This is a genomic window from Amycolatopsis sp. cmx-4-61, assembly GCF_046548775.1.
Classification (GTDB): domain Bacteria; phylum Actinomycetota; class Actinomycetes; order Mycobacteriales; family Pseudonocardiaceae; genus Amycolatopsis.
In genome coordinates, this window is the sequence record NZ_JAEBEI010000003.1 from 151,253 (window position 1) to 176,969 (window position 25,717).

Sequence of the window (25,717 nt, forward strand, 5' to 3'; positions counted from 1 at the left end):
TCCTCGACTGTGCCCCTGCAGCGGCTGCGCCGACACACCCGGCGCGTGAGCGCCTGCCACCCGCCTTGCGCTGCTGCCGGCGTCGAAGGTTGACCACAGCTGCTCTGCCCTGTTCACACTATTCATGCAGGAGCACTCCCCACCGTCCCGGACCTTCTTGTCTACCTCTTCTCCCGCGTACGAGCATCGATCGGGCGGCGAAACACCCGAACGCACGACACCGGCCACGTCCGGCGGGCCGACAGCTCCGGCGCCCGCGCGTCCGTCACCGCAGACCCGCTCGGCGTGGGACGAGTCGAGGGGTTCCGTGGCCAAACACGTCGCAATAGATCCGGACTCGACATTCGTCGCGGCAAAGGTAAATTCCATGCCACACCTTTCTGGCGTCGCACCAGTGGACCCTTACAGAATTCGGAAGGCAATCCTCACTGCCCTACGTTTTGAGTGATGCGGGATATCGATCCGACCCGCTACCACTTGCCCCCAAGCAACCCTTGCGCTGGCCACAGACGGTCCGGCCGAAGTTTCAACCCCGTGCAGTCGTCGTCCGAGAACCCGGTCAAGCGCCCGGAAGCACCGGCCCGGCGCACCCGCCTTCGCCTGTGCAACTGCACCCGAATCGGCGGCGATCATGTTGTCCATAAAATGTCCACGATCCGACAGGTCGACGTCACTCCGTCACGATTAGCGTGAACCGTAAATCCATCTCTCGGCGGTGTCGATCACGCCAGGACCCGCTTAAGGTCTACAGAACTGGTCACACCGCGACCACCTGCGCACGACCGGCAAGCCGGGTGCACGCTCGACGAGAACCGGGGGAACCACGTGGCACCAAACGACCAGCAAGAGCCCGAGGCCCCCGCCCCCGTGAGCGTCCGCTGGATCAGAAGCTCGTCAAGCGGCTCCGGGGGGAGCACAAACTGCGTCGAGGTCGCAGCCAATTCCTCCAACGTGCTGCTCCGCGACTCGAAAGACCCCAGCCGAACCCTTCACCTGAAGCGGTCGGCTTGGATTGTCTTCGCGAGAGGCCTCGCCAGCCAGTAATCCCTCGGATCGAAGAAACCCCTGGTCAGCAGTCGCCGACCAGGGGTTTCGCGTTGATTGCAGACTCAATCACCCCACACCCAACAGTGATCAGTAGCAGGTTGCCTGTTATTGTTCTGCCACGTGGCAGTTTGCCTCTAGCAGACTGCGACATCACGAGCTACTCTACCGATGATTGAACAGGAGGCCACCGACCATGACTACGGCGCACCCGCCGATAGCAGAGGTTCGGCGCGTGCTAGCAGTGCTCCGCGACACCAGGAAGTCCTTGAACCTAACCCAGGACGAGGTTGCCGAAGCCCTGGACTGGAGCAAGAGCAAACTGTTGCGGATCGAGCAAGGCAAGATCGGACTAGCCACCACCGACCTCAAGGCACTGCTGCTGCACTACGGGATCACCGACCGCGAACGCGTCGACAACTACGTTGCGATCGTCAAGGCAGGACGCCAGCGCGCGTGGTGGGACGACTACCGGCACACCAACAGCCCCGACTTCGTCAAGTTCCTCGGACTGGAGACCGCCGCGCGCGTGATGCGCCAGTACCAGTTCCACATGTTGCCGGGCCTGCTGCAAACACCGGCCTACACCGAGTCACTGGTCCGGGCCGGCGGCGGCAGCGAAGAGCTCGTTCAGCGACAGATCGGGCTGCGCCAGGCTCGTCAGCAGCGCCTGGAGAACAAGGACCAGCAGCACCACTTCATCGTGGACGAGTCAGTGCTCCACAGAAGGGTGACCGACCCGCGCAACTGGCTCGAACAACTCCAGCACCTCGCCGACGTGGCTGCCCGGCCGAGTGTGACACTCCAGGTCCTGACGTTCAAAGCGGGATGGGTGGAGGGAATGCAAAGTTCCTTCGTCGTCCTGGAGCTGTCAGATGAGCCCAACGACCTGTTCCTCGCCATCGAGCGGCCCGACGGCGACGAGTTCTTCGACGACGTGACCGGTGCGGAGAAGGCTGTCGACTTCCTCAAGATCTTCGATCGCCTCGGTGCCGCAGCCTCACCCGCAGAGGACACCGCCCGCCTGATAGAGGACGCAATCGCTCGAGTGGAGGCGTCATGAGACAGACGTAGACATAGAGAAGCGGCCTCTGCTTGGACCCAGAGACCGCTTCCGAGGCAATAGCCACCCACCCACACTCACGCGAGATGTGCGGACGTACTGCCAAGCCGACAGCATACGGCCTCACATCCTGTGCCCGCCTCCGCCGTAGGTGTTTTCGTCGCAAATTCAGCTGTCAGTAATACGAGACACTCATCAGAGTGACGGTTCTTGTTGCGCACAGTTGAAAAACTGCCACTCCGTGAAGGCAGTTGACCGACGGTCACCCGGAAGTGGCGACGCAAGCACGCATGAGGATCCGGACCACACGCCGGATCTCATCAGACCACCAGCGCAACGACCTCCAGCACGCCAGACAGGCCCATGCCTGTACAGACGCTGCTGAGCGCTACTTCGTTACAGGAGAACAAGCCGTGAACAACGCTGTCGCGCGCCTGCACGAACCGCCCGTTACGCCACATTCGCCACACAACAGCTTCACCGGCGACATCAGCACCTCCGAAAACACCAGCCACATCAGCGCACTTATCGCGCGCGTCACAGGCGGAGGCCGCTGTGAATGACCAGCCGGACATCCGCAACTCTGCCGAAGACCACTACCGTCACCTGGCGACGCATCCGAACACGGTGCCCGTTGCGAGTCTCCACCCCCACACCGTCGCCGGGCTGCGAATCGACGACCTCACCCTGCAGATCGAAAACGATTATCGGCTGGTTCGCATATGTACCGTGCCCGAGCCGTACGACTGCTGGCCCGACGTCGGAAAACTCCTGCGCGAACGAGGCGAGATCGTCGTGCCCTGGCACCAGGCACGCCGGCCCGGCTACGGCCTTGTACTCGCCGCCAGCACCCGTGGGATCGATGATGTCCGGGGGCCGCGCCTGCTCGTCCCGCACGGCGGCGGGTTCGGCCAGTACCGGCCTTGGCGACCTCTCTTCGCCAGCGGCGGCTGCGCACGGGTCACGGGGCTGGACCGCGACCAGCTGATGCGGGACGGGCACGTCCGTGCCGACGCGATCATCCTGACTCACGTGCGCGAACTGCACCTGCTCGAGCAGACCTGCCGAGAAGCCCTCCCCAACGCCGTGGTCGCCGGTTGTATCGCCTTCGACCGACTGGTCGCGAGCCTTCCCTACCGGCTCCACTACAAGGGCGCACTCAATGCTGCGGACGGCCGCCGGACGGTCGTGGTGACCTCGACCTGGTCACCACGATCCGCATGGGGCTTCGATCCGAAGGTGTTCCACGAGGTCGTAGCCGCGTTCCCCGCCTAGGAATACCAGGTTGTGGCGCTGCTTCACCCGGCGATCTGGTCGCAGTACGGCCATGCCTGGGTGTGCGGCGTTCTCGCGGACTGCCTCGATGCCGGCATGATCCTCATCGCGCCGGGTAGCGACTGGCGTGGTCCCATCGCTGCCGCCGATTTCGTGCTCGGCGACTACGGATCAGTGCCGACCTTCGCGGCCGGCATCGGGACCCCGGTGCTCAAGCTGCCCCACGGACCGCAACCGCTTCTGGAAGGCACACCAGCTGCCAGTCTGTCGGCCGAAGCGCCAGGCTGGGACCCGGAGCGCCCTCTCGAACCTCAGCTCGAGGCGGCCGCACGCGCGCAGCGACAAGGCCTGGGCCTGCACATCGCCGACCAGCTCACCTCGGTCCCCGGCAAAGCCGCACAAAACCTGCAGGACGTCATGTATCGCCTCCTCGGTCTCACCGCGCCTGCGCCGGTCAGCCACCAGAAGCAGCATGTCCCCTATCCGCGGCTCGTCAACTGGCCGCGCGACGTCCGGCCTCCGCGGCGCTGACAACCTGCATGTGGACGGGTGAAGGCCTCCGGTTGGGAATGGCTGTCGAGAAACCACCTTCCCGGCCGGAGGCCTCCGGCACCTGAAGCAGGCACTGATTGGTGGCCCGGTGGAGAGCGGCCCGGCTATTCGCCGAGGTTGGGCATCGGCCGGTTCGATCCCCACTTGATCGGGGGGTCGAACGCGCCGCTGACTGTGTCCAGCTTCGTTCCCTTGGGCGGGAACTCCGGCAGGAAGTTGTCCTCCTTGTTGTGCTGGATGAACTTCTGCACGTCGGAGGTCAGGCCCTTGTACTCGGCGTCGAGCTTCACGTGGTCCCGGATGCCGCGTTCGGCGGGGTTGACGGCGTCCTTCCACTTGACGTTGTCGCTGGCCGTGACCGAGTAGTCCACCTTGAGGTCGTTGGCCTGCTTGCGGAATTCCGCCGGGGTCGAGGTCATGCCCCACTGGTCCATCTTCCGCCGCAACTCCGCGTCGCTCATGTGGTTGACGGTGTCCTTGAACTGGCCGATCCGGATGTCGGCCTGCTTGAGCTTGTTCTCGAAGTTGCCCGACATCTGCGAGTTCGCCTTGCGGGACAACGTGGTCATGTTGTCCGCGGTGCCCGAGCCGCCGAGGTCGTTGTTCTTCAGGTGCCCCTTGATGAAGTAGCCCTCGTCGGTGTCCGGCTTGTACCCGTTCTTGTCGTTGGGGTTGCGGAGCTTGTCGAGCTCGGCCCGCAGGCGCGGGTCGAAGTTCGCGTGCTTGGTCGCGTTCAGGTCATTGACGTCCGTGAGGTGGTTGCCCGCCGGCGTGGTACCGCCGGGGTACTTCCCCTTGCCGGAGCCGTCGATCGAACCGCCGCCCGACTTCCCGCCGCCTTCCATCACCGTGCGGCCGGAATCGCCGTGCGGCTTGTTGGCGTCACCGGTCAGCGGCGGGTCGTACCGGCCGGTCCGGGGCTTCTTGGTGCCGGAGCCGGTCCCGGCGGCGCCGTTGCCGGCGCCGGGGTTGGGGTTCGGGCGCTTCTTCGAAGCCTTCTTGCACGGGGCCTGCGCCTCGAAGGTTTCGTCGTCGTCGAGGAACGCGGTCGGGTCGTCGGCGTAGTTGACGACCTTGCCGCTGTTCCTCGTCAGGCCGAGCGGGTCGGCGGCGAGGAACGGGTCCTCGACGTAGGTCTCGGGGTTCAACGCCGGGGTCAGGCCGAGCGGGTCCGGCGAGATGTAGCGGGCGTTGGCCGGGTCGTAGTAGCGGAAGACGTTGTAGTGCAGGCCGGTCTCCGCGTCGAGGTACTGCCCGGGGAACCGCAGCGGCGTCGGCGGGTGGACGCCGGCCGCGGTCAGGCCCCACAGGCTCGTCCGCACCGGGCTCACCGTGCCGTGGTCCGGGTCGACCAGCTCGGTCGGGGTGCCGACCTCGTCGGTGATCACGGCGGAAACCTCGACCCGCCCGTCGGGCAGGGTGCGCGCCTGCGCCACCACCCGGTCTTCGTCCGGGTGGTGGATCCAGGTCAGGCTCTCCACCGGCACGCCACCCGCGGTGTGCCGGGCCTCGACGAGGTTCGTGCCGTCCCAGGCGAAGTCGACCCGTTCGGCGACCGCACCCGCGGTGGTCAGGCGTTCCTTGGCGGTACGCCGGTCCAGCGCGTCGTAGCGGTAGCGCCACCGGGTGCCGTCCGGCGTGCGCACCGAGACCAGGTGGTCGTGGGCGTCCCAGCCGAACGTCCAGGTCAGTGCCGTCCCGTCCGGCGCCGGCAGGGTCCGCTGGACCAGCCGGCCCTGCGCGTCGTGGACGTACCGCACCGCGCCCGCCGCGGCGAGCACGCCCCCGGCGTACTGGCGCGGGCCCGCCTCGGGACCGGTGCCCGGCGAGGAGGAGATCAGGTTGCCGAGGACGTCGTAGGCGTAGCGCTCGGCTCCGCCGTGGCGCAGGACTGCGGTGACGCGGCCGGCGGCGTCGAATTCGTAGCGCGCTCCCCCGGCCGGGTCCTCCCGGAAGGCGACGCTGCCGTCGGGGCGCCGGTGGTACCGCGTGGCGCCGGCCGGGGTGTGCTGCGCGGCGAGCCGGCCCGCGACGTCGAACTCCTGCCGGAGCACCGGGTTCACCCCGGCGGAAAGGCCGAGCGTGCGACCGGCGGCGTCGAGGTGCAGGGTCAGCTCGGTTTCGGCGATCCGCAGCACTTCGGCGCCGTCCGCGTCCTGTCCCCAGTGGACGTCCACTCCGGACGGCGTGCGCCGGGTCTTTTCCCCGTGGGAGTAGGTGAACGTCGTCGTCCCGGCCGCGGTGGTCTGCCGCGTGACGCGGCCCTGGGCGTCGTGCGCCAGCTCGAGCACGCCGTCCGGCCCGGTGGCGTGCACGAGCCGCCCGACCGGGTCGTAGCGGTAGGTCTCGGTGCCCGCCGAGGTGATCCGCTCGGTCAGGTTGCCCAGCAGGTCGTACCGCGACTCCACGGTCTCCCCGGCCGGTCCGGTCAGCCGCACCCGCTGCCCCGCGGCGTCGTACTCGCACCGGGTGACGCGGCCGGCGAAGTCCGTCTGGGAGAGGAGCCGGTCTTCGGCGTCGTAGGTGTACTGCCAGGTCTGGCCGGCGGGGTTGGTCACGGCGACCAGCCGGAGCTCGGTGTCGTAGCGGTGGGTGGTGCGCGCACCGGTGGCGTCGATCGTGGCGGTGATCGTGCCCATCGGGCCGTTTTCGGTGCGCACGACCCGGCCCAGCTCGTCGGTGCGGGACGTCTCCGCGTTTTCGCCGTCGAACGTCCACTGCCGGCGGGTCCCGTCCGCGGCGCGGACTTCGCGCAGGGACCCTTCGACCGTCCACGCGTACGCGGTCCGGCCGCCGGTGTGCTCGATCGCCCGGGGCCGCCCGAACAGGTCGGCCTCGACGCGGGGAACGGCGAAGCCCGGCTCGGGCCCGGCGTCGCCGGCCTGCTCGAGATGCTGGTCCGCGCTCACGCCGAGCGGGTCGGTGTAGGGATCCGGCAGGTTCGGGGCCGCGTAGCGGCGCCGGAAGACGCGCTCGCCGTGCCCCTGGACGACCTCGATCACCAGCTCGGTCTCGTTCCGCTCGGCGATCACCACCCGGGAGCCGTCGGCCCGCAGCACGGCGACGAGCCGTCCCTGCGCGTCGTGCTCGAACTCGGTGCGCCGGCCGAGCGGGTCGGTGCGGGACAGCAGCACGTCGCGCGGTCCCCACTCGCTGCGGGTGACGCCGCCGAGCCGGTCGGTCCGCGCGATCGTGTTGCCGTCCTCGTCGAACTCGTACACCGTCTGCTTGCCGAAGGAGTCGGTCACCGTGGTGCGCCGGTCGCCGTAGGCGAGCGCGGCGTCGAGGTAGCCCTGGTCGCCGACCCCCCGCACGCAGCGGCCGTGCTGGTCGTAGACGTACCGGTACCAGGAGCCGACGTGGTCGGTCCAGCCGGTGATCCGGCCTTCGGGGTCGTGGGTGTAGCGGGCGGGCCGCGGCGAGGAGTTGGCGCGCAGGCTGAGGTGCCCGTGCTCGTCGTAGTCGTACCGGGCGACGAGGACGTCCCCCGTTTCGGACAGCGCCCGGACGGCGCGGATCCGGCCGCCGGCGACGTCGAAGGCGATCCGCGCGCCACCGGAGTGCGTGAGCAACGCGGGCGCGCCCTCGGCGTCGCGCTGCAGCTCGGTGTAGCCCCCGCTCTCCGAGCGGACCTCCTCGAGCAGGAAGAGCTCCGGGTTCCCCGCGGCCGGGACGAACCGCCGCAGGGTGCCCCGCGTGGGATCTTCCAGGATGTATTCGGCGCCCTGCTCGTAGAGCCGGCGCAGCGGACCGTGCGGGTTCGTGACCGTCCGGCCCGGCGCGGGCACGGAGAACCGCAGGATCATCGCGTCGGCGCTGTAGTAGGTGACGGTCCCCCGCGCGACGGTCAGCCGCTCGTCGACCAGCGACGCCCAGGAGCTCCCGAACCAGCGCCCGGCCCGGTAGGACGAGACGTGGTTGCGGACGATGAGCTGCCCCAGCGGCCCGGGCACAACCAGGTCACTCTCGGTGACCAGAACGTCGCCCGTCTGGACGTCGATCGGGTCGCCGCTGCCTTCCTTGCAGCCCGGCTCCTTGGTCTCGGAGGTGTTCCGGTCCGGCCCTTTCGACCCCTCCGAGCCCTTGGCACCGGCGGACTTGGTCGAGCCGCCGCCCGGCGGGTCGTCGATGCCGCGCGAGGTCGGCGGCGGGTCGTTCTTGGGCGGGTCGTTCTTGGCCGGCGGCGGGTCGTTCTTCGGCGGGTCGTGCTTGGGTGGCGAGTGGTCGCCCGCCGCCGTGGTGGAGTCGTCCCCGCCCTTGCCCTTGGGTCCGCCGATGTCCTTGGGGTTGCCGTTGATGTCGGCGTGCTTGGGCGGCGGCGCGGTCTTGCCCGGCTTGATGTTCCGCAACGCCTTCGCCGCGTCACCGAACAGGTCGCCCGCCCGCTTGAGCAGCGGGATCAGCGCCTTCAACGCCGTGACCAGCCGCTTGACCAGGTCCGCGATCTTCGACGCGGTCTTCGCCACCGCGTTGATGACCTGCGGGACCACCCAGGTCAGGCCGATACCCAGGGTGAACACCACCTGCAGCGCCCAGCTGATCAGGTGCCCGATCAGCTCGGCGATGATGTCGCGCACCAGCGCCCGCACCGCCGCGACCACCTCGCCGGCGGTCTTCACGCCGCTGGACGCGCCTTCGCAGCCCTTCTGGGCGGTCTCCAGCAGGGTCACCGTGTCCTGGGCACGCTGGCGGTAGGCATCGCCGGCCGACCCGGTCCAGGACGCGGTGTCCGCCTTGACCATCCCGGTCAGGTCCTCACCGATGCTGCCCAGCTCGGTGGCGATGTTCTTCCACGTCTCCGACTGCGCGGCGATCTCGTCGGCGTTGCCGGTCAAGCCGTTGAGGGCTTCCTTGAGCGGGCCGACGTGCTCCATCAGCCACCCGACGCCGGCGGCCAGGATCGCCCCGAAGGGGTCCATCGCCATCGACAACGCGTCCAGGGCCGTGCCGACGGCGCCCATCGCGACCGAGGCCCAGTCGCCGCTCTCGATGGCCGACTTCAGGTCGTTCGCCGACTCCAGCAGCGAGATCCCCGAGTACGCCGTCGTCGAGTCCTTGGTCTGCGCGACCAGTGGGTTGCTCATCCGTCCCCCGCTTCAGTCACCTGACTGACCCCGAAGTTGCCATTAAACACACCCCGCCGGGCGCGAGCACGCACGGTCCGGGGTTCGCCGCACCGAACGCGGCGTGCAGAGCGCGGACGACGCGCTCGCAGACCGGGTGGCATCCTTTCCGGGATGACCGACTTGACGTTCCGCGCCGCTGCCGACAGTGTCGTCGGCCGCCGGTACTCGGACAATTTCGACGTCGTCCACCTGACGCAGGAACCGCTGCTCGCGGTCGTCGCCGACGGCATGGGCGACGGGGAAGGCAGCCGCGCGGCCGGCCGTACCGCCGTCGATGTCTTCGTCGATCGGATCCGCCCGGCCCTCGACGCCCTCGACGCCCTCGACGCCACGGCGCTCCGGGCCGCGGTCGCCGAAGCCCAGGTGCAGGTCGGCGCGGCCGGCCGGCGGATCGGCCGGTTGACCGGCTGCACCTTGACCGCCCTGGCGGCGTCCCCGGGCGGACTCTGGCTGGTGCAGATCGGCGACTCCCGCGGTTACCGCCTTCGAGACGGTCTGCTGGAACAACTGACCAGCGATCACACCATGGCGTGGCTCGGTGCCGTCAACGGCTGGTACGCGTTCGATTCACCCGAGGCCCACTCCGCCCGCTACCAGCTGACCCGGTACGTCGGGCACAGCGCTCACCCCGAACCGGACGTGCTCAACATCGCCGCGCGCCCCGGTGACGTCCTCCTGCTGTGCAGCGACGGCGTCACCGACCAGGTGCCCTACGCCCGGATCCGCGAAGTCCTGCAGTGGGCGGCCACCCCCGACCGGCAAGTGCGCCAGCTACTCGCCGACACCGAAAAGGCGGGCGGAGAGGACAATGCCACCGCAGTGATCGTCCAGGTGACCCCGGCGTGAGCGCCTGGCCGATTCTCCCGGATGACAGCTTTCCCGGCCGACGAACAGCTTTCCCGCGGACCTCGCCAGCGGCCTTGCCCGTCCCGGCCCTCCGGCCGGCGTGACCTGCGCACAGATGGATCGTTGCGTTCCTGACCTGCGGTTCAGCTCCGGTTCCACCGCTGGTTGGCTCCGCCGTTGCAGGTCCAGACGATCACCTTGGTGCCGTTGACCGTGCCGGCACCGGACGCGTCCAGGCACAGTCCGCTTTGGACACTCGTGATCGTGCCGTCGGCGTTGCTGTTCCACTGCTGGGCCGTCCCGCCGGCACAGTCGCCGATGACCGCCTTCGCGCCCGGCGAAGGACCGTCGGCGCCGAGGCACTTGCTGCCGTAGACCTGCAGTTGCCGGCCGGCGGTGGTCGTCCACTGCTGGTTGTTCCCGCTGTTGCAGTCCCACAGGGCCACCTGCGTGCCGTTCGCCTGGGCCTGGCCCGGCACGTCCAGGCACCGGCCGGCGTTGGCGTTGACCAGCCGGGACGTCTCCGGGGGCGGCTGCGTCCCGCCCGGGGGGCCGAGCGGGCAGCTCGCCTGGTACTTCGAGATCCCCCGCATGTCGGACAGGGATGGGCACAGGAAAGGCGAGTACCGGGTGTCGGCGTCCATGAACACTTTCAGCCACACCATCATCACCCGGGCGAAGGCGCCGGAGTTCCCGCCGCCGCCACCGGCGGCGAAGCCGTGGCCCTCGCCGGCGATCTCCGGGTAGGCGCGCTGGGTGGTCGCCGGGATGGTGGCGTAGGCGCTCGCCAGGTACGACGGGGTGACCGTGGTGTCGGTCTGACCGCCGAACAGCACGGTGGGGATCTTGATGCCGGACAGGTTTCCGTTGGGGACGTACGGGGCCATGCCGACGGCGGTCAGGAGCGAAGGCCGGCGCGTACCCGCGACCAGTGCGCCACCGCCGCCCATCGAGTGGCCTCCCACCGCCAGCCGGTTCCGGTCGACCCGGTCCCGCACCGGGCTGCTCGTCACCAGCCAGTCCAGCGCGGCGAGCAGCTGGTCCGCCCGGGCGTCGGCGTAGTCGTCGAGGCTGTTCGTCTCGATGCCGACGACGACGAACCCGAAGGACGCCAGCCGCGGGCCCAGCCACGCGTACCACCGCCATTCCGTGCCGTAGCCCGGCGCGATCGCGATGGCGCCGAAGGTGCCGGCGGTCGTGTCCGTCGGGTAGTACACGACCCCGCCGCCGAAACCGTTGCCCTTGGGCACGGTCGTCTGCGCCGTGGCGAACGTGCCGTGATCCGCCGCGACGCCGGCCGGGGTGGGATCCGGTCCCCGCTGGTAGGGGTTGTCGGCCGCCGACGCCTGCGCGGCGGTCGTCAGCCCGAGCACCACCCCGAGCACGGCCAGGAGCACAGCCAGGAGCACAGTGCCGCGTCGCCGGAAACGTCGCCACATCCCGGTGTCCTCCCGCTCGCGCGAGCCGGCTGTCGTGGTCACCGCGCGGCCGTGGTCGAGGCCGGACCGGCCCACTTCTGGTTCTGGCCGCCACCGCAGGCGCCCAGCTGCACGGCCGTCCCGTTGGCGGTCGAGCCGGCCGGGACCTCCAGGCAGAGGCCGGACTGGATGCCGGTGACGGTGCCGTCGGCGTTGCTCCGCCACTTCTGGTTGGCCCCGCCGTGGCACGCCCAGATGATCACCGCCGTGCCCGCGCTGGTTCCGCCCCCTTCGGCGTCGAGGCAGCGCAGCGTGTCTCCGGAGTAGACGGTCAGTTCGGCGGCGGCGGTGGCCGTCCACGTCTGGTTCGCCCCGCCGTTGCAGTCCCACAGCTGCAACCGGGTGCCCTGCGTCGTCGACCGGGCCGGCACGTCGAGACACCGGCCCGCGGCGACCGAACGCACCGGACCGCTGCGGGTTCCGGTACCGCCGCCGTTGTCGAGACCGAGGAAGGAGATCGCGTACGCGAGCATCCCGTTCTGCGGCAGGGTGTGCCCGGTCCCGGAGACGACGATCCCTTCCACGGGAGCGTGGGTACCGGTGTCGCCGTAGCGGTTCCGCGTCCAGGACGACTGCGGGTGGTCAGTGGCGGACGGCGTCTGGTTCAGCCCGTGCAGCGCCGTCCACTGCTTGATCTCTTCGCCGTAGTTCGGGTAGGCCAGCGTCGTGTCCTGGTCACCGTGCCACAGCTGCATCCGCGGGTACGCGCCGGTGTAACCGGGGTACATGGCGTGAGCCTGGTCGGCCCACTGCTGTGCGGACTTGACGATGTTCCCGCCGGAGCACTGGCTGTTCCACAAGGAGCCGTGGGTGGTCGCGAAACATCCCGCGGGCACGCCGGAGAACGCGGCGCCGGCGGAGAAAACGTCGGGGTATTCGGCGGCCAGGACGTTCGTCATCATGGCCCCCGAAGAGAAGCCGCTGACCACGATGCGACCGGGATCCACGTTGTAGCGCTGGCGCGCCCAGGCCACCATCGACATGATGCCGGTGGAGTCGCTGCCGCCGTTGCGGGTCAGGCCCGCCTTCGTCGACACGTCGAAGCAGTGCCCGTCACGGGTGGCTTCCGGCACGACGATGACGTAGCCGTACCGGTCGGCCGCCGTCACGTAGTCGTGGCCGTTGCCGTTGAAGATCGCGCCCGCCGAACCACTGCAGTAGTGCACCAGCACGAGCAGCGCCGGCTTCGCCGCCACCGAGTCGGGCACGTACACGTACATGCCGAGGTTGGTGGGGTTGGCGCCGAAGTCGGTGACCCTGGTCAAGGTGGCGGCCGCGGCGGAACCGGAGGTCAGGAACGTGACGGCCAGCGGCAGCATCAGGACCAGCGCCAGCAGGCCGCGGATCACCCGTTTCATCGCTTCCTCCGCTTTCGTCGCCGGATCCACTGCTCGGCAGATCGCCGGAAGCGGCCTTCTCGGGTCGGGTCCGGCTCGCGTCCCGGACGGGATGGGGTAATCCCCTTCGGAAATGCGGCTGCTGCGCACGGCGAATTCGCCGGTTGCCGAACCCTTCGGACAGGATTCACGATAAGAGCGGTCGACGACGAGGTCAATGATCACTCGATCCGCCGGTGAAAGTTACTTTTCGGCCCGATTCCGTGCCCACCCGTTTTCGCGGGTGCGTGGCGGGGCGCCGGTGCCGGGCCCAGCGATCCTCAGCCGGTCGATCCGGCGGCGGCCGACTCGCGAAAGTCCACAACGGCTTCGCCGTTGGCTCGCGCCCACTCGGTCAGCATCACGATCGGCTCCTGGAGCGTCTCACCGAGCGCCGTCAAGCTGTATTCCACCCGCGGAGGCGCTTCGGCGTACACGCGTCGATCGATCAACCCGTTGCCCTGCAAGCGGCGAAGCGTCTGAGTCAGCACCTTCCGCGAAATCCCCCCGGACAACGCGACGAGTTCGCGGTGTCGTTTGGGGCCGTCGGTGAGCGCGAACAAGATGAGCACCGACCACTTGCTGGCGATGATCTCGATCGCCAGCCGCGCGGGGCAGTCGGCCAGGAACACCGTGCCCGCCTTCAAACCCCCGGCCGGGTTGGCTGCGGTCTTGGTCACGGTCCGAAGGTTACCATTCGGTACCTATCAGGTCCCTAACGTCGGCGGCATGGAACTCCCCTCCGGCACGGGCCCCACGCCCACGCTCGGCCGTCAGCTCATCGCCGTCAAACCGATCACCGTTCCCACCACCGGCCGCGGCATCGACCTGCAGGTCAAGGTCACCGCACCCGCCGACGGCAGCAACTTGCCCGTCATCGCCTTCTCCCACGGCAACGCCTGGTCGATGGACGCCTACGAGCCGCTGGTGGACCGGTGGGCGGCGGCCGGGTTCGTCGTGGTCCAGCCGACCCACCTGGACTCCCGCCGCCATCGCATCGGCTTCGACGATCCCCGCTTCGCCGCCATCTGGCGCGTGCGCATCGCCGATCTCCACGCCGTCCTGGACAGTCTCGGCGACATCCTCGACCAGCTCGGCGGCCTGACCACCCGCGTCGACCGCGACCGCGTCGCTGTCGCCGGGCACTCCTGGGGAGCCCAGACGGCCGGGGCGCTCCTGGGCGCCCGCGTGCTGGACGCCGAAGGCAACCCCGGCGAAGACTTCTCCCACCCCGCCGTCAAGGCCGGCGCACTTATCGCGGCGACCGGTACCGGCGACACCCTGACGCCCTTCGCGCTCCGGTACCTGCCGTTCGCGCGCCCGGACTTCTCGACCATGACCACGCCCGCACTGGTCATCGCCGGCGGAAAGGACCAGTCGGCCATGTCCACCCGCGGACCGGACTGGTTCACCGACGCCTACCACCTCAGCCCGGCCCCGAAGCGACTGCTCACCATCGCCGAGGCCGAGCACCTCTTCGGCGGGATCTCCGGCGAGGCCGCCGAAGACACCACCGACGAGGACCCCGCTCGTGTCGCCCTCGTCGCCGACGCCGTCTCCGCCTACCTCCACGACGTCCTCGGCACCGACGCGAGCAACTGGCGGAACCTGCAGGACCAGCTCAGCCGCGGCACCGGCGCCGTCAGCATCGAGAGCAAGTAGGACTTCGAAACCGACGACGAGGGTCAGGGAGCCGGACGCGCGTCATCGCCCTTCGGGCACGCGAAACCCGATCTGCTCGTCGGAACGGCCGATCTCGGCCAGCACTTCTTCCGTGTGCTGGCCGGGTTCCGGCGCTCCGGCCGGCATCGTCGGGGGATGCCGGGAAAACCGGGGCGCCGGCATCGCCTGCAGGACACCGTCCACTTCGACCAGGGTGCGGCGGTCGGCGAGCTGGGCGTATCCGCCGGCTTCGCGCAGGGAGAGGACCGGGGCCACGCAGGCGTCGCTTCCGGCGAAGATCCCGGTCCATTCCTCCTGCGTACGGGTGGCGAAGGCGGCGGCGATCGTGGTGCGCATTTCGTCCCAGCGAGTGCGGTCGTACTGGGTTGCCGGCTCCACCTCGACACCGAGGAGCCGCACGAAAGCGGCGAAGAACGGACGCTCCAAGGCGCCGACGGCCATGTACCGGCCTTCCGCCGTCCGGTAGACGGAGTAGAACGGCGCACCGCCGTCGATGAGGTTGACGCCACGCTGGTCGGTCCACCGCTCCTCGGCGAGGAGACTGTGGACGATCGCCAGCATGTGCGCTGTCCCGTCGATGATCGCCGCGTCGACGACTTGTCCGCGGCCAGAGGACTTCGCTTCCCACAGCGCAGCCAGCACGCCCATCACCAGGTACGTCGCGCCGCCGCCGATGTCGCCGACGACGTTGAGCGGGATCTGGGGCGGTCCGCCGGCGTCGCCGATGGCGTGCAGCGCACCCGTGGGCGCGATGTAGGTGAGGTCGTGACCCGCGGTGCCGGCCACCGGCCCGCTCTGGCCCCAGCCGGTCATCCTGCCGTAGACCAGCCGGGGGTTGCGCGCCCACAGGTCCTCCGGACCGAGGGCCAGCCGCTCGGCGACTCCCGGGCGAAACCCTTCGAGGAACACGTCGGCGGTGGCGGCGAGGTCGAGCAGCGCCCGGACGGACTCCGGACGTTTGAGGTCGAGCAGAACCGATCGTTTGCCGCGGCCCAGCAGGTCGGAGCCGGGGCCCGCCAGCTCCAGGAAGCCCCGCGACGGCCGATCGACGCGAATGACATCGGCGCCCATCTCGGCGAGGATCATCGCAGCGAACGGGCAGGGGCCCAGACCGGCCAGCTCGATGACCCGGACACCGGCGAGCGGGCCGCCGGCCGTGCCGTGCCGGTCCGTCTCCGGCCCAGCCTCGCTCACGGCGCCAGCTCCAAGGCGCGCCCGACGATCTCTTTCATGATTTCCGTGGTCCCTCCGTAGATCCTCGAGACACGGGCGTCCGCATACGCCCGGGCGACCGGGTGTTCGAGCATGTACCCGTATCCGCCGTGCAGTTGCACGCAGGCGTCGACGACCCGTCCCTGCAGCTCGGTGCTCCACCACTTGGCCTTGGCCGCGTCGACCGCGGTGAGCTCGCCCGCATTCAGCTCTTCCACGCACCGGTCGAGGAAGTGCTGGGCCAGGTCGAGCTCGGTGTCCATCTCGGCCAGCCGGAACCTGGTGTTCTGCAGTGCGCCGATCGGGGCGCCGAACGCGTGCCGGTCCCGGACGTGGCCGACCGTCGCCGTGAACGCCGCGCGGGCCTGCGCCACCGCGCCGACCGCGACCGAAAGCCGCTCCTGGACCAGGTTGGCGGTGAGCCCGGCGAATCCGGCGCCCTCCGCGCCCAGCCGGTTGGCGACCGGGACCCTGACGTCGACCAGCGACAACTCCGCGGTGTCCTGCGCGTGCTGGCCGACCTTGGCCAGCTTGCGGCCACGGGTGAAGCCGTCCATCCCCCGTTCGAGGACCAGCAGGCTGAGTCCCCGGCGGGGATGGTCTCCGGTGCGCACCGCGGTCACGACGAGGTCGGCGTTGATCCCGTTGGTGATGAACGTCTTGGCCCCGTTGACGACGTAGTGGTCACCCTCCCGGCGGGCAGTGGTCCGGATTCCGGACAGGTCGGACCCGGTACCGGGCTCCGTCATCGCCACCGCCGTGATCGTCTGCCCGGTCGCGATGCCCGGAAGCCACCTCGTGCGCTGTTCCCCGGTGGTGAGGTGCAGGAGGTAGGGCAGGACGACGTCGGCCTGCAACGACGGACCCGCCATGGCGGGGGCGACGCCGAGCGCGGCCGACTCTTCGAGGACCACCACGTTGAAGCGGAAGTCAGTGGTACCGGCACCACCGAAGATCTCCGGGACCGCGGCGAACATGCCGAGGGACCCGGCCTTGACGAACAGCTCGCGCGGGACGATGCCGGCCCGTTCCCAGTCCGGGTAGTGCGGGACGACTTCCCGCTCCAGCATCGTCCGCACACTCTTGCGGTACGTTTCGTGGTCGGGGTCGAACAAGGTGCGTCGCATGGTCTGTCCGCTTTCAGAGAGTCATGCCGCCGCCGCAGACGACGGTCTGTCCGCTCACGTAGTCCGATTCCGGCAGGCACAGCAGGGAAACCGCCCCGGCGGCCTCCGCGGGTGTGCCGGTGCGGCCGAGCGGGATCATCTGCTCGGCGGCCGCCAGCAGTTGCGGGTTCACGCCGACCTTGATGTCCCGGCCGGCGACGGTGATCGTGCTGTCGCCGCCGGCTGACGCCTCCGTCAGCCGCGTGCGGATGAAGCCGAACGCCACGGCGTTGACGGTGACGTTGTACCGGCCCCATTCCTTCGCGAGTGTCTTGGTCATCCCGAGGATTCCGGCTTTCGCGGCAGAATAGTTGACCTGCCCGGCATTGCCTCCGGTACCGGCGAGGGATGAGACGTTGACGACCTTGCGGCAGACGACCGGCTCGCCGGCTTCCTTGGCCTCGCGCACCGCCGCCGCGATGACGGGCTGGGCCGCGCGCAGGATGCGGAAGGGCGCGGTCAGGTGCACGTCGATGATGGCTTCCCACTGCTCGTCGGTCATCTTCTGGATGACCGAATCCCAGGTGTAACCGGCGTTGTTGACGATGATGTCCACGCCACCGAAGGTCTCGACTGCCGTGGTGACGAACCTCCGGGCGAACGCCGGGTCGGTGACGCTGCCGGCGCACGCGGTGGCCGTCCCGCCGCGGGCCTGCACCTCCTCGGCCACTTGACGGGCCGGCTCGTCGTCCAGGTCGTTCACCACGACGCGGGCGCCGTCGGCGGCGAGCTTGAACGCGATCTCCCGGCCGATCCCGCGACCGGCCCCGGTCACCAGTGCCGTGCGTCCGTCCAGTTTTCCCATGGGTCGAGTCCTCTCTTTCATGCCGGGTTCTTCCGCGCAGCCGTGGTCGCCGTCCGTGGCCGCCGGATGGCCGAGCCGATCGCCACCACGGTCAGCGCCGCGCACAGCCACGAGAAGACGTCACCGATCACCCGGTACACCGTCACCGTGCCCCTCGTCGGCACATCCGTGATCCACGGCAGGTTGTCCCCGGTCGTGGTGTCCTGCTGCGACAGCACGTGCCCTTGCCGGTCGAATGCCTGCGACGAGCCGTTCAGGTCCGACCGGACCAGTGCGTAGCCGTTTTCGACCGCGCGCAAGCTCGCCATCTGGGTGTGGATGCGCCCCATTTCGGGCCAGTCGCCACCGGGGACGAGCATGATGTCCGCTGCCACGTGCGCTGCCGCGGGGAAGTCGGCGTCGTAGCAGATGATGTTGGACAGGCGGCCGTACGGCGTGTCGGCCACCGGAACCGGCCCGGTGCCGGCGACGTACCGCTCGAGGCCGGGAATCGGGTGGTGCTTCTGGTAGTTCCACAACACCCGGCCATCGCGGCCGAGCAGAACCGTCTGATCGCGTCCGTAGGCCGGCGCATCGTGGGTGTACACGTTCGCCGCGACGTTGAGGTAGATGCCTTCCTGCTGAGCGAGCGCACCCGCCTGGGCGAGGAACGCCGGTTCGTCCTCGGCGCGCATCCTGGCCGAGTTCTCCGACCAGAAGACGATCTTCGCACCCGATCGCGCCGCCTTCCGGGTGTCCGCGAAGAGCTGGGTGTTGATCACGTCCGAGGCCGCGCGCACCTTCGCCACGTCCAGCTTGGACACGGCCTCGAGATCGGTGGGAGCCGTACCCAGAATCCGTTCGGCTGACGACAACGAAGCCGAGCTCGGGTTGATGCCCGCGATGCGCACGGTGGGCGAGCTCGGTGCGGGCGCGAACGCGAGCCACGCCTGTCCGAGCGCGATGACCGTGGCCAGCACCGCGGCGACGACGGTGACCGGCCTCGCGCTGTGCCACGACGGGCCGTGCTCCCAGAAGTGGTTGACGGCGGTGGCGACGAGACCGACCAGGAACGTGATCGAGTACGGACCGAAGACGGAAACCAGCTGGAGCAGAGCCAGGTTCTCGTGCTGGGTGACCGCCAGCAAACCATAGGCGGTGCCGAACGGGTTGAAGCTGCCGAGCAGGTACGCGACCGTGGTCAGCGCGACCGGGAAGGTGAGCAGCCTGCCCACCCGACCCAGCCTGGGTGCCACCAGGCGATCGGTGAGGTAGGGCAGCACGACCACGGCCGAGAGGAACACCACGCCGGCGACGACGAGCAAAGTGAGCGGAACGGCGAGCTGCATGGCCCAGAACAGGCCGCCGGCGATCAGGACCAGCAACACCGACGCGAGGCCGCGGACGGGCCGGCTGACCCGGAGGAACCTCAGCAGGAAGACGGGGAAGAACCACACGGCCAGTGCGACGTCCCACCGGCCGCCGACGGCGAACAGGTGGAGCACGAGTCCCAGGACGAGCCAGAGATGCCGGCGGTGCGGAGAGAGCCTGAGCGCCGGGCCACCGTCGGCCAGGCGGACGGAATCGAGCAGGCGGCGGACGCCGCTCGGCGGCGCACTATCGATGGTGTCGGTCGACATGACGGCTCCCAATCAGGCCCGGCGGGCAAGCGGAATTCGAGGTGGTGCGGTGGGTCGGCCGGCGGCCGCCTGGTTGCGCGTTCATCGCTCGGCCGGCCGGTAGGCGGTCACGACGGCTGCACCGCCGAGCCCGATGTTGTGGGCCAGTGCGACACCGGATCGGTTCGCTGCGGCCGGAACCTGCCGCTTCCCGGCCGTCCCGCGGAGCTGCCACGTCAGCTCCGCGCACTGCGCGAGTCCCGTCGCGCCGAGGGGGTGGCCCTTCGAGATCAAGCCGCCCGACGGGTTCACCACCCACCTGCCGCCGTAGGTGGTCTGCCCGGCGTCGACGAGTTCGCCACCTTCGCCCGGTGCGCACAGCCCGAGAGCTTCGTACGTCAGCAGCTCGTTCGTCGAGAAGCAGTCGTGGAGCTCGATGACGGCCACGTCCGCGGGACCGATGCCCGCCTGTTCGTACACCCGCTGTGCCGCGGTCCGGGACATGTGCGCTCCGACGATCGCGGCCGCGGTGCCGTCGAAGGTGTCTTCCATGTCCGTCACCACCGACTGGCCCACCACCTCGATCGCTTGGGACGCGAGGCCGTGCTGGTCGACGAATTCCGCACTCGCCAGAATCGCCGCGGCCGAGCCGTCCGAGGTCGGCGAGCACTGCAGCTTGGTGAGCGGGCCGACGATCGTCGGCGCGGCCAGGATCTCGTCGAGGGAGAACTCGCGTTGGAACTGCGCGAACGGGTTGTCGACCGAATGCCGGTGGTTCTTGACGGCGATCTTGGCGAACTGCTCGGCGGTCGTGCCGTACTTCTCCATGTGCTCCTGCCCGGCCGCGGCGAACATCCACGGAGCCATCGGCGCACCGGGTCCACGTGCCTCCGCGAGCGCGCGCACGTGCCGGGACAGCGGCCCCTCCCGGTCCGGCCACACCTCCGAGAGCGAGCCGGGCGACATCTTCTCGAACCCGACCGCGAGCACGCAGTCGGCGAGTCCGCCCTTGACCGCCCGCGCGGCCAGCCACAGTGCCGATGATCCGGTGGCACAGTTGTTGTTCACGTTGACGACCGGCACGCCGGTCGCGCCCAACTCGTAGACGGCGCGCTGTCCGCTGGTGGAGTCGCCGTAGACGTACCCGGCGTACACTTCCTGGACGGCCGAGTAGTCGAGCCCGGCATCGTTGAGCGCTGCCGTTCCGGACTCGGCCACCATCGCCGGGTAGTCCCAGCCTTCCCGCCGTCCTGGTTTTTCGAACTTCGTCATCCCGACCCCGATGACGAACACCTTGCGTGGCATGTCGGTTTCCTGCCTTTCGGGCTCGGTCAAGCAGCGAATTCGGCTCGGCCGTCGGTGAGGAGGCGATCGCCTTCCCCGTTGACGGTGGTGAAGGCGTACTCGGCTGCCCCGAGCGACCAGACGGAAGTGCTGATCTGCTGACCGGGCCGGCCGGGGGCGCTGAACCGCACCGCCAGCCGCCGCAGCCGGCCCGGGTCCGCCGGGGCGAGCAACCCGATCAGCGCGTGGGAAGCGAAGGCCATCGTGCACAATCCGTGCACGATGATGCCGGGCAGCCCCACCCGGCGGGCGAAGTCCTCGTCGAGGTGGATGGGCATGGTGTCCCCGGACGCCTCCGCGTACCGGAAGGTCTGGTCATCGTCGAACTTCTGCACGACCGTGGACACGGCGTCCAGGTCCTGCAGACCTTCCGGCATGCTGTGTCCGGGTGCTGTTCGTCCGACGTCGCCGGTGTGCTCGGCGCCGCGGAAGAACGCCGTGAAGTACTGTTCGTTGACCGGTTCCGCCGTTTCGTCGCGAGTCTCCACGACTGTCGTCACGACGACGCCGGAACGACGAGCGTGCACGCCGACCACCTGCGCTCGGGTCGTCAGGACATCGCCCGGGACGATGGGCCTGCGGATGCGGATGTCGTGCTGTCCGTGCAGGATCCTGCCGGCGATCGCCTCGGGCACGAGCGCCAGTGTCTGTCGGGCCATCGCCGAAAAGCCCGGCACGACCGCGAAGACCGGCGGAGCGGCGGTTCCGTCCAGGTGCGCGGCGATCGGGTCGTTGGTGGCTTCGGCGTAGGCGACCGTCCGATCGGCACTGACGCGGAACTCGGTCGGGTCGCTCCAAAGACCGACCCGGTTCGTGGTGAACATGCCGAGTACGTTAGGGACTGATCGTCGCCGTTCCGAGAACCGTGCCTAGCGCATATGGAGACCGTCGCGCGCATGGGCCGGCCACCGTGTCACCCCGCCGGAGGACATCCGATCCGCTCGTGGGTCGGCCGGGCCGCCTGGAGCTATATTGCGGGCGTGAGCGGTTCGACGCTGCCGGGCGACATCGTCCGGCGCTTGGTGCGCATCGGCGAGCGACGGGGCTTGGACGTCGCCTCGTTGCTGCGCCGGACCGGGATCCCGGTCGACGGGGCGGGTCAGCCGCTCACCACGAGGACCACCCCGACGCAGGTGGCCGAGCTGACTCAGGAACTGTGGATCCTGACCGGGGACGAACTCTTCGGGCTCGGCCCGGCCGCGCCGCGGGGCCTGTTCCAGCTCGTGATGCGCTCGGTGATCCACGCGCCCGACCTGCAGGCCGCTCTCGAGCGGCTGACCGAGGCCGGGAAGGTGCACCCCGGAATGCCCGGGCTGGCGGTATCGGTCGGCGACGGGACCGTTCAGGTCGAAATCGACATCAGCCGGTTGAACGATCCGGATCACCTCGGTGCCGAACTCGTGGCCACGCTCGTGCACCGCATGCTGGGCTGGCTCGTCGGGCGCCGGATCGGCCTGCGGGACCTGCGGCTGCCGTGGCCGGCGCCCGGGTACGCGGCGGACTACGAGCGCGTGTTCGGCCGGCACCCGGACTTCGACGCCGACCGGCTCAGCTTCGCCTTCGACAGGCACCTGCTGTCCTTGCCCTTGGTGCGGGACGAGGACGAACTCGCGGACTACCTGCGGGACCAGCCGAACGTCTGGTTCACCACCCGCGACTACGGGTCGTCCACGGCCGACCACGTGCGCCGGGTCCTGGAACGCGGCCTTCGCGGGCATTGGCCGTCCCCGGACACCATCGCCGCACAGCTCAACGTGAGCACCCAGCACCTGCGCCGGCTGTTGCACGGCGAGCACACTTCGATCGGCCAGATCAAGGAAGACATCCTCCGCGACGCGGCCATCGCGAGCTTGGCCCGCGGCGAGGAATCGATTGTCACGCTGGCGCGGCGCCTGGGCTTCTCCGAAGCCAGCGCGTTCCGCCGTGCGTTCCGCCGTTGGACGGGGCAGCCGCTCGGGGCGTACCGCGTCGCGGACACTCACGGGCCGGCTTCACCCTCCGGGTGAGCCCGCTCGACGTCGGCCGGTCTGCTCACCCGGCCGACGGCGGCTTCGCCTGGTACATCCCCTCGATCGCGGCTGCGTACTTTTCGGTGATGTTGTGGCGCCTCAGCTTGTTCGTCGGCGTCAGCTCATCGCCACCGGGGGACCAGCTGTGCGGCAGGATGTGGAAGTACTTGATCTGTTCGACGCGGGACAGAGTGGCGTTGGCCGCGAGAATGCCGGCCTCGACTTCCGCGTGCACTTCGGGCGTCGCGGCGAGCGTGGCCAGGTCGTGCTCGCCCGGCAAGCGCCGCTCGGCCGCGAACTTCCGGACCGCGTCGGCGTCGAGGGTGACCAGGGCGACCACGTAGGGGCGCCGGTCGCCGACCGCGACGACGGAATCGGCCAGCGAGCAGGAGGACAAGACGGCGTTCTCGATGTTGGCGGGCGACATGTTCTTCCCGGACGCGTTGATGATCAGCTCCTTCTTGCGGTCGACGATGGTGACGTACCCGTCGGCGTCGACCGTGCCGACGTCGCCGGTGTGGAGCCATCCGTCCGGACCGAGTGCTTCCGCGGTTTTCGCCGGGCTTCCGCGGTAGCCCCGCATCAGGGTCGGGCTGCGCATCAACAGCTCACCGTCCTCGGCGAGCTGCACCTCGATGCCGGGCATCGGTCTCCCGACCGTCCCCGGCCGGACCGCGCCCGGGCGGTTGATCGCTCCCCCGGCCGCCGACTCCGACATCGCCCAGCCCTCGCAGAGCTCGATGCCCAGGCTGAGGAAGAACCAGACGATGTCCGGGGCGATGGGTGCCGCACCGGTGACGGTCAGGTTCGGGCTTTCCAGGCCGATCCGGGCGCGCAGCCGACGCAGCACCAGCCGGTCGGCGAGCGCGCGCCGGAGGGCCGGCCCGGCGGGGATCGGGCGTCCGGCGGCCCGCCGCTGGGCGACGACACGGCCCGCGGCCAAGGCCCACTCGATGAGGCGGCGGCGCAACCCCGGCTGCGCCGCGACCGCCTGACCGAGCGCCGTCTGCATCTTGTGCCAGAACGCCGGAACACCCAGGAAGACCGTCGGCCGCACGGCCAGGAGCACCTCGGCGATCGTCTTGGGATCGGCGACGGTGACGATGGTGGCGCCACCCACCATCGCCAGATAGTGGCTGAAGTAGCGGTTCGCCACGTGGGCGTCGGGAAGGTAGGAAACGAGACGCCCCGCCTGCGCGCCGGCGGCCATCTCCGGCAGGTCCAGGCCACTGCGCAGGGACTCCAGGATCGCGCGGTGCTCCAGTTCCACGCCCTTCGGCGGCCCGGTCGTCCCCGACGTGTAGATGATCGTGGCGAGGTCGTCCGGGCCGGCGGCACGCCAGGTGGCGTCGAAGTCGAACCCAGCGGGCCGCGATGCCTCGAGGTCGGCCAAGGAAACGGTGCCTTCGACACCGTCGTCCACGCAGATGATGTGCTCCACGGCCCCGCCGGCCGCCTTGATCGTGTCCACCCATTGCCGCTCGGTGACCACCACCCGGTTGCCGGCATCGGAGAACAGGTACCCGATCTGCGGGACGGGGCTCGTGTTGTAGACCGAGAACGGAACGGCACCCAGGTGCAGCGACGCGGTATCCACGAGGTGGAACTCGGGACGGTTGGTCAGCATGATCGCCACCGCGTCCCCGCGGCGGACACCCAGCGCGGCCAGGCCGCCGGCGATCCGCTCCACGCGCTCGGCGTACCGTCCCCAGGTCAGCTCCACAGCGCCGTCGGAACTGCGCAGGGCGATCCGCTCCCGGCACAGTCGCGCCGTTCGCTGGAAGAGTTCGGGCAGAGTCTGCTCCGCGTGCAATCCGTCACCGGCGACCACGAGCGTGCGCCTCCTCGTTTCGCTGCATCAGCCCGGCCGCCGGAAATCGGTTCCGGCAGTCCGGAATGGACAATCATCCGGAGCATCACCGGGCTCGCCTAGGACCGCAGCGCGCTGCATGCAGGACCGCCGCGCGCACACCGTCGTGTAACGGCGAGCACGCGCGCCGCCAAGCCGCCCGCACCGGCCAGGCCCAGCGGATCAGGCGCGAAGCCGCCGAGCGGGTGGCCAGGTGCGGAGCGGCCGCCGGGTCCGGGCACCTGTCTGCTTCGCACCGCAACCGTCCACCACCGCGGCCCGGCCCCGGCGCCGCAGCCGCCGGACCCCCGAACAGGTACGCCGTCGCGGCACAGCGAGGCCGGAGCCGGGGCCCGGGCTCAGCGGGTCAGCAGGTCCTGGATCGCCGCCGTGATCTCGGCGGGGGCCTCCTCGGCCATGAAGTGCCCGGCGCGGGTCAACCGGTGGTCCAGGTCCGGCGCCCACGCCTTCCACACCGCGGCGGCGTCGTAGCCCAGCTGCGCGCCCCAGTCCTGCTGGACGACCGTCACGGGCATGGCCAGCTGTGATCCGGCGTCGAGGTCGGCTTGGTCGTGTTCGACGTCGATGCCCGCCGAGGCGCGGTAGTCCGCGACGATCGAGGGCACCGCGGCCGCGCTCGCCCGCAGGTACTCGGCCCGCACCTCGGGCGGGATCGCGGCCGGGTCGTTGGCCCAGGCATCGAGGAACGAGCCGAAGAAGGCATCCGCGCCGGCCGCGATCATCGTCTCCGGCAAGCCCGGTGGCTGCGCCATCAGGAACAGGTGGTAGCCGACCGCCGCCGCGACGCCGTGCAGGACGTTCCACATGTCCAGCGTCGGCACCACGTCCAGGATGCCCAGGTGCGTGACGGTTTCGGGGTGGTCAAGGGCCGCCCGGAAGGCGACCAGGGCGCCCCGGTCGTGGCCGACGAGGGCGAAGCGCTCGTGGCCGAGCGCCGCCGCCAGCGCCACGACGTCGCCGGCCATGGTGCGCTTGGCGTACACACCCGGGTCGGCGGCCGCCGGCTTGGCGCTGGCGCCGTAACCCCGCAGGTCGGGGCAGATCACCGTGTGCTCGCCGGCCAGCCGCTCGGCGACGTGCCGCCACATCAGGTGGGTCTGCGGGAAGCCGTGCAGCAGCACGACCGGGCTGCCGCTGCCGCCGACGGCGGCCGCCAGCTCCACGCCGTCCGCCACGGGCACGCGGATGTGGTCGAACCCGGAAAAAGTCCCGGAAAATGTCCCGGAAGAAATCATCGAAGGGCCGTCTTTCTGGTCGGGAGGGGAACGAA

At 69.7% G+C, this 25,717-nt stretch carries 20 protein-coding genes; 8 read left to right on the top strand and 12 right to left on the bottom strand.

Features of this window, described 5'->3' with window-relative positions; translation table 11 throughout:
• Window positions 1-867 precede the first annotated feature (867 nt).
• The 5 genes from ACLJOU_RS13085 to ACLJOU_RS13105 all read left to right on the top strand — a co-directional run bounded on the left by ACLJOU_RS13085 (window position 868) and on the right by ACLJOU_RS13105 (window position 3,913).
• Entirely contained in the window at window positions 868-1,044 is a 177-nt protein-coding gene (locus ACLJOU_RS13085; protein WP_410566977.1) for a DUF397 domain-containing protein, read from the top strand.
• A gap of 235 nt (window positions 1,045-1,279) precedes the next feature.
• Window positions 1,280-2,107: a helix-turn-helix domain-containing protein gene (locus ACLJOU_RS13090; protein ID WP_410566979.1), complete on the top strand. Its 828-nt coding sequence runs from the start codon at window positions 1,280-1,282 to the stop codon at window positions 2,105-2,107.
• A 413-nt stretch (window positions 2,108-2,520) separates the two neighbouring features.
• The gene (locus ACLJOU_RS13095) at window positions 2,521-2,670 is read left to right on the top strand and encodes a hypothetical protein (protein ID WP_410566981.1); all 150 of its coding nucleotides are present in this window, start codon (window positions 2,521-2,523) and stop codon (window positions 2,668-2,670) included.
• Window positions 2,663-3,382 (top strand): hypothetical protein, encoded by a 720-nt coding sequence (locus ACLJOU_RS13100; RefSeq protein ID WP_410566983.1) that lies wholly within the window; start codon window positions 2,663-2,665, stop codon window positions 3,380-3,382. Before ACLJOU_RS13095 ends, ACLJOU_RS13100 begins: the two co-directional genes overlap by 8 nt.
• Before the next feature lie 12 nt (window positions 3,383-3,394).
• A complete protein-coding gene (locus tag ACLJOU_RS13105; RefSeq protein ID WP_410566985.1) occupies window positions 3,395-3,913 on the top strand; it encodes a hypothetical protein in 519 nt (172 codons plus the stop codon).
• A gap of 125 nt (window positions 3,914-4,038) precedes the next feature.
• On the opposite strand, the gene ACLJOU_RS13110 is transcribed toward ACLJOU_RS13105, so the two are convergent.
• On the bottom strand, window positions 4,039-9,018 hold the full coding sequence (locus ACLJOU_RS13110; RefSeq protein WP_410566987.1) for an RHS repeat-associated core domain-containing protein: 4,980 nt from the start codon (window positions 9,016-9,018) through the stop codon (window positions 4,039-4,041).
• Between the two features lie 153 nt (window positions 9,019-9,171).
• Here ACLJOU_RS13110 and ACLJOU_RS13115 point away from each other — a divergent pair, with 153 nt between their 5' ends.
• Window positions 9,172-9,906, top strand: a complete 735-nt coding sequence (locus ACLJOU_RS13115) for a PP2C family protein-serine/threonine phosphatase (RefSeq protein ID WP_410566989.1) — start codon at window positions 9,172-9,174, stop codon at window positions 9,904-9,906.
• Between the two features lie 143 nt (window positions 9,907-10,049).
• Here the strand turns inward: ACLJOU_RS13115 and ACLJOU_RS13120 are convergent, their stop codons facing one another.
• The 3 genes from ACLJOU_RS13120 to ACLJOU_RS13130 form a co-directional block, all read right to left on the bottom strand.
• A complete protein-coding gene (locus tag ACLJOU_RS13120; protein ID WP_410566991.1) occupies window positions 10,050-11,387 on the bottom strand; it encodes a ricin-type beta-trefoil lectin domain protein in 1,338 nt (445 codons plus the stop codon).
• Window positions 11,384-12,742, bottom strand: a complete 1,359-nt coding sequence (locus ACLJOU_RS13125) for a PHB depolymerase family esterase (RefSeq protein WP_410566993.1) — start codon at window positions 12,740-12,742, stop codon at window positions 11,384-11,386. The genes ACLJOU_RS13120 and ACLJOU_RS13125 overlap by 4 nt, the downstream gene beginning before the upstream one ends.
• 299 nt (window positions 12,743-13,041) lie before the next feature.
• Window positions 13,042-13,440: a winged helix-turn-helix transcriptional regulator gene (locus ACLJOU_RS13130; protein ID WP_410566995.1), complete on the bottom strand. Its 399-nt coding sequence runs from the start codon at window positions 13,438-13,440 to the stop codon at window positions 13,042-13,044.
• Between the two features lie 49 nt (window positions 13,441-13,489).
• Between ACLJOU_RS13130 and ACLJOU_RS13135 the strand changes: the two genes are divergently transcribed.
• Complete coding sequence (locus ACLJOU_RS13135) at window positions 13,490-14,422, top strand: alpha/beta hydrolase family protein (RefSeq protein ID WP_410566997.1); 933 nt, start codon at window positions 13,490-13,492, stop codon at window positions 14,420-14,422.
• Between the two features lie 42 nt (window positions 14,423-14,464).
• On the opposite strand, the gene ACLJOU_RS13140 is transcribed toward ACLJOU_RS13135, so the two are convergent.
• The 6 genes from ACLJOU_RS13140 to ACLJOU_RS13165 all read right to left on the bottom strand — a co-directional run bounded on the left by ACLJOU_RS13140 (window position 14,465) and on the right by ACLJOU_RS13165 (window position 21,392).
• A complete protein-coding gene (locus ACLJOU_RS13140; protein WP_410566998.1) occupies window positions 14,465-15,637 on the bottom strand; it encodes a CaiB/BaiF CoA transferase family protein in 1,173 nt (390 codons plus the stop codon).
• On the bottom strand, window positions 15,634-16,782 hold the full coding sequence (locus ACLJOU_RS13145) for an acyl-CoA dehydrogenase family protein (RefSeq protein ID WP_410567000.1): 1,149 nt from the start codon (window positions 16,780-16,782) through the stop codon (window positions 15,634-15,636). Before ACLJOU_RS13145 ends, ACLJOU_RS13140 begins: the two co-directional genes overlap by 4 nt.
• 13 nt (window positions 16,783-16,795) lie before the next feature.
• A complete protein-coding gene (locus ACLJOU_RS13150; protein WP_410567002.1) occupies window positions 16,796-17,626 on the bottom strand; it encodes an SDR family NAD(P)-dependent oxidoreductase in 831 nt (276 codons plus the stop codon).
• A 17-nt stretch (window positions 17,627-17,643) separates the two neighbouring features.
• Window positions 17,644-19,245: a nitrilase-related carbon-nitrogen hydrolase gene (locus ACLJOU_RS13155; protein WP_410567003.1), complete on the bottom strand. Its 1,602-nt coding sequence runs from the start codon at window positions 19,243-19,245 to the stop codon at window positions 17,644-17,646.
• 81 nt (window positions 19,246-19,326) lie between these two features.
• Complete coding sequence (locus ACLJOU_RS13160) at window positions 19,327-20,529, bottom strand: lipid-transfer protein (RefSeq protein WP_410567005.1); 1,203 nt, start codon at window positions 20,527-20,529, stop codon at window positions 19,327-19,329.
• A gap of 26 nt (window positions 20,530-20,555) precedes the next feature.
• On the bottom strand, window positions 20,556-21,392 hold the full coding sequence (locus tag ACLJOU_RS13165) for a MaoC/PaaZ C-terminal domain-containing protein (RefSeq protein WP_410567006.1): 837 nt from the start codon (window positions 21,390-21,392) through the stop codon (window positions 20,556-20,558).
• Between the two features lie 156 nt (window positions 21,393-21,548).
• On the opposite strand from ACLJOU_RS13165, the gene ACLJOU_RS13170 reads away from it, so the two are divergent.
• Entirely contained in the window at window positions 21,549-22,574 is a 1,026-nt protein-coding gene (locus ACLJOU_RS13170) for an AraC family transcriptional regulator (RefSeq protein WP_410567008.1), read from the top strand.
• A 25-nt stretch (window positions 22,575-22,599) separates the two neighbouring features.
• Here ACLJOU_RS13170 and ACLJOU_RS13175 read toward each other — a convergent pair whose 3' ends face one another.
• Both ACLJOU_RS13175 and ACLJOU_RS13180 read right to left on the bottom strand, forming a co-directional pair.
• Window positions 22,600-24,408: an AMP-dependent synthetase/ligase gene (locus tag ACLJOU_RS13175; RefSeq protein ID WP_410567010.1), complete on the bottom strand. Its 1,809-nt coding sequence runs from the start codon at window positions 24,406-24,408 to the stop codon at window positions 22,600-22,602.
• 377 nt (window positions 24,409-24,785) lie between these two features.
• Window positions 24,786-25,682, bottom strand: a complete 897-nt coding sequence (locus ACLJOU_RS13180; protein WP_410567012.1) for an alpha/beta fold hydrolase — start codon at window positions 25,680-25,682, stop codon at window positions 24,786-24,788.
• Window positions 25,683-25,717: the final 35 nt, after the last annotated feature.